This window comes from Crenobacter oryzisoli (assembly GCF_030385785.1).
Taxonomy (GTDB): domain Bacteria; phylum Pseudomonadota; class Gammaproteobacteria; order Burkholderiales; family Chromobacteriaceae; genus Crenobacter_A; species Crenobacter_A oryzisoli.
The window spans coordinates 54,445-61,686 of sequence record NZ_JAUEDK010000029.1; the positions used below are offsets into that span (position 1 = coordinate 54,445).

The 7,242-nt window shown below is 58.7% G+C and carries 5 protein-coding genes and 1 rRNA gene; 3 read left to right on the top strand and 3 right to left on the bottom strand.

Annotated features, from left to right (window positions below):
* The first annotated feature begins 238 nt into the window (after positions 1–238).
* The 3 genes from QU481_RS15465 (at position 239) to dapE (ending at position 3,552) form a co-directional block, all read left to right on the top strand.
* Positions 239–1,918, top strand: a complete 1,680-nt coding sequence (locus QU481_RS15465) for a long-chain-fatty-acid--CoA ligase (protein WP_289830964.1) — start codon at positions 239–241, stop codon at positions 1,916–1,918.
* 153 nt (positions 1,919–2,071) lie between these two features.
* A complete protein-coding gene (locus tag QU481_RS15470; RefSeq protein WP_289830969.1) occupies positions 2,072–2,422 on the top strand; it encodes an ArsC family reductase in 351 nt (116 codons plus the stop codon).
* Positions 2,419–3,552 carry a succinyl-diaminopimelate desuccinylase gene (gene dapE, locus QU481_RS15475; RefSeq protein ID WP_289830965.1) on the top strand — a complete coding sequence of 378 codons (1,134 nt, stop codon included), beginning with the start codon at positions 2,419–2,421 and terminating at the stop codon, positions 3,550–3,552. Before QU481_RS15470 ends, dapE begins: the two co-directional genes overlap by 4 nt.
* Positions 3,553–3,719: 167 nt before the next feature.
* Here the strand turns inward: dapE and cysN are convergent, their stop codons facing one another.
* From cysN to rrf, 3 genes are all read right to left on the bottom strand, one after another.
* Positions 3,720–5,156, bottom strand: a complete 1,437-nt coding sequence (cysN, locus tag QU481_RS15480) for a sulfate adenylyltransferase subunit CysN (RefSeq protein WP_289830966.1) — start codon at positions 5,154–5,156, stop codon at positions 3,720–3,722.
* Between the two features lie 66 nt (positions 5,157–5,222).
* Positions 5,223–6,137 (bottom strand): sulfate adenylyltransferase subunit CysD, encoded by a 915-nt coding sequence (cysD, locus tag QU481_RS15485; protein ID WP_289830967.1) that lies wholly within the window; start codon positions 6,135–6,137, stop codon positions 5,223–5,225.
* A gap of 781 nt (positions 6,138–6,918) precedes the next feature.
* Positions 6,919–7,033: ribosomal RNA gene (gene rrf / locus QU481_RS15490) — 5S ribosomal RNA — on the bottom strand.
* Positions 7,034–7,242: the final 209 nt, after the last annotated feature.

Genomic DNA, 7,242 nt, shown 5'->3' on the forward strand with positions numbered 1-7,242 from the left:
AAACGCCCATCTCTAAATAGCCACGATTTTAACGCATTTCCAAGGAAAAGGAAACCTACGCACCCAGGCGCGGGCCAAGCCCTGCTCGGCCATACCCTTTGCGACGGACGGGCGTTCCGGTACATTCACTTATCCCGCTTGCGTTAGCATGGCGGGCAACATAACAAAAAGATATACCCGAGGCCAAGCGTCATCGCGACGACTTGCCCGTTCACAGCACGATGGAGAAACCTTAAACATGGAAAAAATCTGGCTGAAAAATTACCAGAATGGGGTCGCACCAGAAATCGACGTGAACCAGTTCCGCTCGGTGGTTGAGGTGTTCGAGAAGAGCGTCGCTAAATTCCGCGATCGGCCGGCACTGGCCAACATGGACAAGATCATGTCCTACGGGGAACTCGACCGGCTTTCGGCCGACTTCGCCTCCTTTCTGCAGCATCGGCTCAAGCTCGGCAAAGGCGAACGGGTCGCCATCATGATGCCGAACCTGCTGCACTACCCGATCAGCGTGTTCGGCGTACTGCGCGCCGGACTGACCGTGGTCAATGTCAACCCGCTTTACACACCGCGCGAACTGGAGCACCAGCTCAACGACTCGGGCGCCACCACCATCGTCATCCTAGAAAACTTCGCCAGCGTACTGGAAGAAGTACTGCCACGCACCGGCATCAAGAACGTGATCGTCGCCTCACTCGGCGATATGCTCGGTTTTCCCAAGTCGCTTATCGTCAACTTCGTGGTCCGCAAGATCAAGAAGCTGGTTCCTGCCTGGCGTATCCCCAACCACGTCCGCTTCACCGATGCCCTCAACATTGGAGCACACCAACCGCACACCAAGGTCGAGATTGATCATGAGGACATCGCCTTCCTGCAATACACCGGCGGAACGACCGGCGTCTCCAAGGGGGCGATGCTGATTCACCGCAACATCATCGCCAATATGCTGCAAGCTGGCGAATGGGTAAAGCCAGTGGTACGCGAGGGACAAGAGGTAATCGTTACCGCCCTGCCGCTCTACCACATCTTTTCCCTCACCGCGAACCTGATGGTATTCACCGAAGTTGGAGCGATGAATGTCCTGATCACCAATCCACGCGATATTCCGAGCTTTATCAAGGAGCTGAAAAAGTACAAGGTCACCGCGATGACCGGGGTAAACACGCTGTTCAACGCCTTGCTACACAACCCGGAATTCAAGACGGTGGATTTCTCCAGCTGGCACCTGGCACTAGGCGGCGGCATGGCCGTGCAGAGGACAGTGGCCGAAAAGTGGAAAGAGATCACTGGCGTGACACTATCCGAAGCCTACGGCCTGACCGAGACTTCGCCGGCCGCCTGCATAAACCCGCTCGACCTACCGGAGTACAACGGCACCATCGGCTTACCGGTACCGTCGACCGAGATCCAGATCCGCGACATCGAGGGCAAGGAAGTGCCGCTCGGCGAACCGGGCGAACTATGGGTAAAAGGCCCCCAGGTGATGAAGGGCTACTGGAAGCGTCCGGACGAGACCGCCAAGGTGATTGATCAGGACGGCTACCTCGCCACCGGCGACATGGCCATGGTGACGATGGATGGCTTCGTCAAACTGGTCGATCGCAAGAAAGACATGATCCTGGTGTCGGGCTTCAATGTCTACCCGAACGAGATCGAAGACGTAGTCGCCTCGCTACCAGGCATACTGGAAGTCGCATGTATCGGCATCCCCGACGAGAAGTCCGGCGAGGTAGTAAAGTTGTATGTGGTGAAAAAAGACCCAGCGTTGACCGAGAAGGATGTGATCGACCATTGCCGCAAGAACCTGACTGGCTACAAGGTTCCCAAGCAGGTCGAGTTCCGCTCCGAATTACCAAAGACCAACGTCGGCAAGATCCTGCGCCGGGCTCTGCGCGACGAAGCCGCCAAACAGGCGGCCTGATTCGGCCGATCCTCACCCCCAGCCCGCCAAGTGCGGGCTTTTTTCATGCACGGACACGCCGATATCCACCAGAAGGACAAAGCCTGCGATAATCAAGCCCTTCCCGGCGCAAACGATCAGCGCCTCATTGAATTTCAGACAACACTCACCACAATGACCACGCTCTACGGCATCCCGAACTGCTCTACGGTGAAGAAGGCCCGCCTCTGGCTGACCGAACACCAGATCGACTACACCTTCCACGACTTCAAGAAACAAGGCATTGATGCCGGCACCCTCAGCGACTGGGTCGCCCGCATCGGCCTGGTCAAGCTGATCAACCGCCAAGGCACCACCTGGCGCAAGCTCAGCGACGTCGAGAAGGCGCGCGCGGATAGCGTCGAAGGCGCCATCACGCTGCTGATCGAACAACCGTCATTGATCAAGCGCCCGGTACTAATCACCGGCCAGCACGCCGGTGTTGGCTTCAGCGAAGCAAGCTATACAGAGGAGTTTGGCCAATGAACCCGACCCTCGACCTGACCTGCGAGCTGATCCGCCGCGACTCGGTAACCCCGCGCGACGAGGGCTGCCAGGAGGCGATGATCGCGCGCCTCGAAGCAATCGGCTTTACCGTCGAGCGCCTGCGTTTCGGCGACGTCGACAACTTCTGGGCCCGCCGCGGCACGACCGGCCCGCTGCTATGCTTCGCCGGCCACACCGACGTGGTACCTACCGGCCCGCTCGACAAATGGCACAGCAACCCGTTCGAGCCGGAGATCCGCGACGGCCACCTGTTCGGACGTGGCGCCGCCGACATGAAGGCCTCGCTTGCTGCCTTCATCACCTCGATCGAGCGCTTCGTCTCCAGCCACCCCGACCACCCCGGCTCGATTGCACTCCTGATCACCTCGGACGAGGAAGGCGTCGCCACCGACGGCACCGTTCGCGTAGTTGACCTGCTCGAAGCGCGCGGCGAGGCCATCGACTACTGTATCGTCGGCGAACCGACCTCGACCAGCGAACTCGGGGATACGATCAAAAACGGCCGCCGCGGATCACTGTCCGGCACCTTGATCATCAAGGGCCAACAAGGCCATATCGCCTACCCTCATCTGGCAAAGAACCCGATCCACCTGATGGCCCCTGCACTGGCCGAACTGGCCACCACCGTGTGGGACGAAGGCAACACCTACTTCCCCGCGACCAGCTGGCAGGCATCCAACTTGAACGCCGGCACCGGCGCCACCAACGTAATCCCGGGCACTGTCGAGCTGAAGTTCAACTTCCGGTTCTCGACCGAAAACACCGCTGAATCGCTGAAGGCCGGGGTACACGCCATCCTCGACAAACACGGCCTCGACTACGACCTCGTCTGGACGCTGTCCGGCAACCCATTCCTGACCGAGCCTGGCGCACTGACCGATGCGATCGGCGGCGCGATTGAGCAGGTGACTGGTCTGCGCCCCGAGCTGTCTACCAGCGGCGGCACCTCGGATGGCCGCTTCATCAAGCGCATCGCCCGCGAACTGGTCGAGTTCGGCCCAATCAACGCCACCATCCACAAGCTCAACGAGTGCGTAAAGGTCGATGACGTTGAGCTTCTATCCCAGATATATGAAAAGACGCTGATCGCCCTACTGGCCCAGCGCTAAGCGCTCGGCAGTCTGACACAACGGCAGCTTCTATAGCTGCCGTTTGTATTTGCACGACACCTACAGGCAGCGGAACCGCCCATCCCTCGCCGCACCGCCGCTCAAACAGCCTAGACACAAAAACGGCAGCGTCACGACGCTGCCGTTTTCATGGATAAACCAGGCACTTATTTCAGAAGCTGACTGATATCCTTTGCCTCCCAGTGCGGGAAGTACTTACGCACCAGCGCATTCAGTTCCAATTCGAACTCCCTGAAGCGAGTCAGTTCGTTCAGCGGCAGCGCATCACCCGTCAGCTCGGCCGCACCGACGATCATACCGGCCGCCGCCGTGGCATTGGTCATGCGGTCGATCACAATCAGACTGCCGGTGCCGCGGCATGCGGTATATGCATCGAACACCACCGGTGCGTTGAATGCGATTCGTACCAACGCGATCTCGTTCAGTTTAAGCGTGTCGGCTTGACTTTCGGCCAGGCTGTTCACATCGATGCGATGCTCAATACGCTCGATCCGGCCGAATACCGCCTTGCCGGCCAGCTTGAAGGTGTATTCCTTGCCGACCGTCAGCGGCTGCTCGTCCATCCACACCAAGTGCGCCTCGACCATCTGCGCCACCTGCGGCGCCACCTCGCCAGTACGCACCAGCATATCGCCGCGCGACACATCGATTTCGCCTTCCAGCGTCAGCGTGATCGCCTGACCAACAAAAGCTTCCGGCAGATCCCCGTCCGCCGTGACGATTGCCTTCACACGGCTTTGCTTGCCCGACGGCAGCGCGGTTACCAAATCGCCGGGATGCACCGTGCCGGCAGCAATGGTGCCAGCAAAGCCACGGAAGTCCAAGTTCGGACGGTTGACGTACTGCACCGGCAAACGGAACGCGTCGAGCTCAGCCTTGCCGGACACCTGCACCGATTCCAGCAGCTCCATCAGCGTCTCGCCCTGATACCAACGGGCCTTCTCGCTACGGCTGACCACATTGTCGCCGCGCAGCGCCGAAATCGGCACGAAGCGGATATCCGGAATTGCCAACTGTTGGGCGAACACTTGGTAGTCAGCGCGGATCTGTTCGAACACCTGCTGATCGAAGTCGACCAGGTCCATCTTGTTTACCGCAACGATCACATGCTTGATGCCAAGCAGGCTCACGATAAAGCTGTGGCGGCGGGTTTGCGTCTGCACACCGCGGCGTGCGTCGATCAGGATGATCGCCAGGTCGCAAGTCGATGCACCCGTCGCCATATTGCGAGTGTACTGCTCATGGCCCGGGCAGTCGGCGATGATGAACTTGCGCTTCTCGGTAGAGAAGTAGCGGTATGCCACATCGATGGTGATGCCCTGCTCACGCTCGGCCTGCAGGCCGTCCACCAGCAACGCGAGGTCGATGTCGTCATCGGTGGTATTGTACTTCTTCGAATCGCGCTGGATCGCGGCGAGCTGGTCTTCGAAGATCAGCTTCGAATCGTGCAACAGGCGACCGATCAGCGTCGACTTGCCATCATCGACATTGCCGCAGGTGATGAAGCGCAGCAAGTCCTTGTTCTCGTGCTGCTTCAAGTAAGCCAGGATATCGCTGGCAATCAGTTCGGACTGATGAGACATGGTGTTTCCAATCTAGCTTCGGCCAACGCGCAGACACTGCATGTTGGCGGTATCTTGGCGGCGGGCTTAGAAGTAGCCTTCCATCTTTTTCTTTTCCATCGATCCGGCCTGGTCGTGGTCGATCAGGCGCCCCTGGCGCTCACTGGTCTTGGTCAGCAGCATTTCCTGGATGATCTCCGGCAGCGTCGCCGCGCTCGACTCCACCGCGCCGGTCAGCGGATAGCAGCCCAGAGTGCGGAAGCGCACCTTGCGCATTTCCGGCACCTCACCCTGTCGCAGCGGCATCCGCTCGTCATCCACCATGATCAGCATGCCGTCGCGATTTACTACCGGACGCTCAGCCGCGAAGTACAGCGGCACAATGTCGATGTTCTCGAGATAGATGTACTGCCAGATGTCGAGTTCGGTCCAGTTCGACAGCGGGAACACCCGGATGCTCTCGCCCTTGTTGATCTTGCTGTTGTAGATATTCCAGAGCTCGGGACGCTGGTTCTTCGGATCCCAGCGGTGGTTCTGGTCGCGGAACGAGTACACTCGCTCTTTGGCTCGTGACTTCTCTTCGTCGCGGCGAGCACCGCCGAACGCAGCGTCGAACTTGTACTTGTTCAGCGCCTGCTTCAAGCCTTCGGTCTTCATCACGTCAGTATGCTTGGCGCTACCGTGGCTGAACGGACCGATACCGGCCTTCACCCCGTCTTCGTTGATGTGCACCAACAGGTCCAGACCATACTTCTTCACCACATGGTCGCGGAAGGCGATCATGTCGCGGAACTTCCAGGTTGTGTCCACATGCAACAGCGGGAACGGCGGCTTGCCCGGGTAGAACGCCTTCAACGCCAGGTGCAGCATCACCGCCGAGTCCTTGCCGATCGAGTACAGCATCACCGGGTTTTCGAACTCGGCTGCTACCTCGCGAATGATGTGGATCGACTCCGCCTCCAGCTGCTTGAGGTGGGTGAGTCTTGCTTCACTGATATTCATGTTCGCCTGCGCAATCCGCCGGCCGCGCTGCCCCGCAACGCCCGGCTGTTTCTTTTATCGACAGCGCTAATCTAACGGTTGCAGCGAGCGGGATCAAAACCGAATAGATATATCAATATGCGCTATGTGAATTCCCATTTAGTTCAACAAGGAATTAGCTGACTCAAGCAACGACACCACCGCTGCCACTACTACGCACAGTCACGGCCTCTCAACAAACGACAACTCCCAACAAAGATCCTCTACGGCTCACCAAAGGCCAACGCGGGGATTCCGTGGCAGTTGTTACAAACTACTTTTTCACACCAAGAGACACTGCACCACTCAATCCGAGCGATGCAAGCAACAAGAGGGCGCCGTCATTCCCACCACGGACCTCCATGCTGCCTACCTTCCCCGCTCAACAGCCACCGAGTCAACAGTCGGCAGGCCATTCTCGCGCCACAATGACCGCCATAGTGGCCACCATCGGCACCGAACCGACCAGCTCCTACCAGACGATGACCCGGCAGCCCCCCCTTGCGAGCAGACCGGTCACCACTGGGCCAATGATTGGTAGCCCAATCTCGCTGACGCCTTGCCACCGGCCATTACTCCCTTTGCTCACTAGCAAATACCCCTCTACTGAGACCGCATAGCAAGACGCGACCAAGACCACGGGAGCGGCATCACGGGAGCGTTGAGAGACATGTGAAGGAATGCGGCGGGGTCGAGGGCAGGCGCGTTGCGGCGCGGTAAAGCACAAAGCCCAGCTCTGAGAGCTGGGCTTGTGGTGTGGGGAGTCTGGCGGTGACCTACTTTCACATGGCGAATGCCACACTATCATCGGCGCAGAGGCGTTTCACGGTCCTGTTCGGGATGGGAAGGCGTGGGACCACCTCGCTATGGCCGCCAGACATTAACTTGTACAAACTGTCGAAGCCGAGCATCGTCACTGTTACTGACGCTGCCGTATTGAATTCAAGCGTTACTTGGTAATTGATTGCGTCTCGTCGCACATCACCTGTACTTCACACCACGAAGTACCTCAAATGATAGGATCAAGCCTCACGAGCAATTAGTATCGGTTAGCTTAACGCCTCACAGCGCTTCCACACCCGACCTA